General features: G+C 59.6%; 3 protein-coding genes. All 3 read right to left on the reverse strand.

What is annotated here, in order from left to right; translation table 11 throughout:
• Nucleotides 1-719: hydrogenase formation protein HypD (hypD, locus tag V6C16_RS10135; RefSeq protein ID WP_333543135.1), on the reverse strand; the 719-nt coding region annotated here is incomplete at its 3' end.
• A 441-nt stretch (nucleotides 720-1160) separates the two neighbouring features.
• Entirely contained in the window at nucleotides 1161-2216 is a 1056-nt protein-coding gene (argC, locus tag V6C16_RS10140) for an N-acetyl-gamma-glutamyl-phosphate reductase (RefSeq protein ID WP_333543137.1), read from the reverse strand.
• A 129-nt stretch (nucleotides 2217-2345) separates the two neighbouring features.
• Nucleotides 2346-2684 carry a DUF1844 domain-containing protein gene (locus V6C16_RS10145; RefSeq protein WP_333535759.1) on the reverse strand — a complete coding sequence of 113 codons (339 nt, stop codon included), beginning with the start codon at nucleotides 2682-2684 and terminating at the stop codon, nucleotides 2346-2348.
• Between the last annotated feature and the right edge of the window lie 479 nt (nucleotides 2685-3163).

Genomic DNA, 3163 nt, shown 5'->3' on the forward strand with positions numbered 1-3163 from the left:
TCGCGCAGCTGCTCGGCCATCATGCACAGGGCCAGCAGGATGTCCGCGGGCTGAAAGCCGCCCACCACGCCCGGAACGCCGTAGTCCTTTGCCAGAAACTCGTAAGGCTCCAGTCCAAGGATGGTGGACACATGCCCGGGCAGCAAAAAAGCCTCCACGGCGCACTGGCTGTCGTCCAGCAGGGCGCGCAGGGCGGGAGGAACCAGCTTGTGCAGGGAAAGCACGCAGAAATTGTCGAGCTTGCGCTGACAGGCTGTCAGCAGCGTGGCGGCCACGGTGGGGGCAGTGGTTTCAAAACCGATGCCCAGAAAAACCACGGTATCACCGGGATTTTCAGCCGCCAGGGTCAGGGCGTCCAGCGGCGAATACACGATTTCCACCCGTGCGCCCTGTGCCTGGGCATGCTTGAGGGTGCGACCGTCAGGGCCGGGTACGCGCAGCAGGTCGCCGAATGTGGCAACAATAACCCTGTCGCGGCCCGCCAGGTCAAGAAAGGCGGCCACTTCGGCGTCATGCGTGACGCAGACGGGACAGCCCGGCCCGGAAAGATGGGCAACGGATGAAGGCAGCAGGGAGCGCAGACCGCTTTGGAAGATAGCTACCGTGTGCGTGCCGCATACTTCCATAAACCGCATGGGGCGTCCGTCCAGAGCGCGATTGAGGCGGTCCAGCAGACTGTGACAGACCTGCGGGTCCTGAAAGGCGTTTTCCAGTTGCATGGTGCTCCTCTTGTGGTGCTTCCGAAAATTATGGCCGAAACTGTTTGCATCTGAAGCGTGCTGCGGCGCTGCGGGGCTGCCTTGCAAAAATTCTTGTCCGCACAGGCTCGGGCAGGCTTTACCTGCCGTCCGGCAACGCCATGCCCCAGAGCATTTTCACTTTGCAATTGCTCTGGTGACTGCGTGTCAGACGCCCGCAACAAAGGCGCAGGCGCAATGTATTTACGCTGTCAGGCGCCGAAGCGAGCGGGCCGTAAACTTTGAGAATGGACCTTCTCAAAGTTAATCTGCTCTAGACAGTGTCGTCACGAGCGCCTTTCCCGGTATCTCTGCGTCGAACTTCGCCTTTTATTCCGGTCGAGTACCATAAGAGTACACTCCCTGCATAAAAGGCTCGTTCTCCTTGATATACCAAGGAAATTCATCTCGTGACGACACTGTCTAGGGAAGGGGAGCCAGCATATCCAGTCCCGTTCCCACAGGCAGCCCGCACATAAGGTTGGCGTTGGCAAGCGCCTGGCCGGAAGCGCCGCGGCACAGATTGTCAATGGCGGCCAGAATGGTCAGCCTGCCTGTGCGGGGGTCTACCACAAGTCCCAGGTCGCAGAACATGCTGCCGCGCACAAAGCGTGTTTCGGGCAGCGCCCCCTTGGGCAGCACGCGCACCCAGGGGCTGTGCGCCCAGGTGCTCTTGAAGGCCGCGCGCACTTCGTCCAGCGTGGTTCTGGGGTTTTTCAGCTTCGTATAGATGGTGGACAGGATGCCCCGGTTGAGCGGCAGGATGTGCGTATTAAAGGAAAGGCGCACGTCTTGTCCGGCCAGCAGGGATACTTCCTGCTCGATTTCCGGCGTATGCCTGTGCGTGGGCAGGCCGTATGCGCGGAAATTGTCTGAAATTTCGCAATACAGGGTTCCCACAGCGGCCTTGCGCCCCGCGCCGGTGGTGCCGGATTTGGCGTCCACCACAATATCGTCGGTATGTACAAGATCGTTCTTGATGGCCGCGTACAGGCCCAGAATAACCGAGGTGGGATAGCAGCCGGGATTGGCGATCAGGCTTGTCCGCGCCGCCTCGGCGGCGTACAGCTCCGGCAGGCCGTATACGGCCTTGCGCAGAAGGTCGGTATGGGTATGCTCGTGCTTGTACCAGGAGTTGTATACTGCGGGGTCGCGCAGACGGAAATCGGCGGAAAGATCCACGACCTTTGTTCCGGCTTCAAGCAGCGGAGCGGCCATGCTCATGGCTGTTCCGGCAGGAACGGCCAGAAAGACCACATCACATTCCCTGGCGGCCTGTTCGGCGTCAAAGACGCTTATGACCACATCCGCGCCGGGCATATGATCAAGAAAGGGATAGTATTCGCCAAGGCGTTTGCCCGCTTCGGCCCGCGAACAGGCCATCACAAGCCGCATGGACGGGTGGCTTGCCAGAAGCCGCGCCAGTTCCATGCCTGCATATCCCGTAACTCCAACCAGACCCGCTTTGAACGTCTTCATGCCGTCAATCCTCTACGCGCCGCAAGGGCATCGAAAAAAGCTCATAAACCCCGCCGGTGAAGCGGGCATGCCACAGTGGTCACGGGCCTGCCCCGCAGCGCGCAGCGCCGTGGCGGCAGGACGGCTCGGCTATGCGGGCGTCTGTCCCTTTTTGGTCAGGCACGCGCAGTCAGGGCCGCATTTGATGACAAATTTCAGGCGCAGCTCGTAAAGGATGCTTTCGAGCAGTTTGCTTTCCTGCTCGTCAAGGCAGCGCTCCGTTTTCATGTGCAGCATTTCAAGCACGTCAATGCTGTGCTTGGCGAGAGGCAGATTTGTCTCTGTGCTGCTGGTTTCTGGGTTAGGGACTTCGCCCAGGTGGACCAGGGCGGAAGACGCCAGGGAGAGAATAAACGTGGAAAATGTCACTTCGGGCATGGGTCCGTCGGGCGTATGCCCTGACGAGCAGCCGCAGGTTTTTTGGCTCATGTTGACCTCGTGGCGCGAAGCGCCCTGGAGTTTTCAGCTTTGAGGACACATGTTCCCAAAGCGTTGAAAATGCCCGCACAGGCGTCCGGCAGTGCGGACAGGATGCATCGGCGTCTGCGGCGGGCGTAAGCGCAGCTTCAGCCGTTACGACAAAGGAAGTTACGGATGCTTCAGGAGTTGTAACGCAGGAAACTACGCTTGCAGACACCATGTGTAACGAGCGGTTTGTTTCCACACAATCACTGTCGCCATTCGTAAGGCTCGCAGGCTCGCCAACGACTGCCGCGAAGACAGCAGAGCTATGTACTTGCGCGGTTAAGCAGCGAAGCGAGCGTGTCTTAAACTTTGAGAATGTACATTCTCAAAGTTAATTTGCTCTAGTTATAGACCAGCGGCAGCGGCACGCCTGGTTTGCCTTCAAGGGCGGCCCGGTACGCGGCCATGCCCCGCTCCAGATAGTCGCGCGAGCCGCTGTAGCC

The organism is Desulfovibrio sp. 1188_IL3213, from assembly GCF_036763145.1.
Taxonomy (GTDB): Bacteria; Desulfobacterota; Desulfovibrionia; order Desulfovibrionales; family Desulfovibrionaceae; genus Desulfovibrio.

What these genes read in the sequence shown, in the direction of transcription:
- argC (WP_333543137.1), bottom strand. Translation starts at nt 2,216, where the DNA reads ATGAAGACGTTCAAAGCGGGTCTGGTTGGAGTTACGGGATATGCAGGC.
- V6C16_RS10145 (WP_333535759.1), bottom strand. Translation starts at nt 2,684, where the DNA reads ATGAGCCAAAAAACCTGCGGCTGCTCGTCAGGGCATACGCCCGACGGA.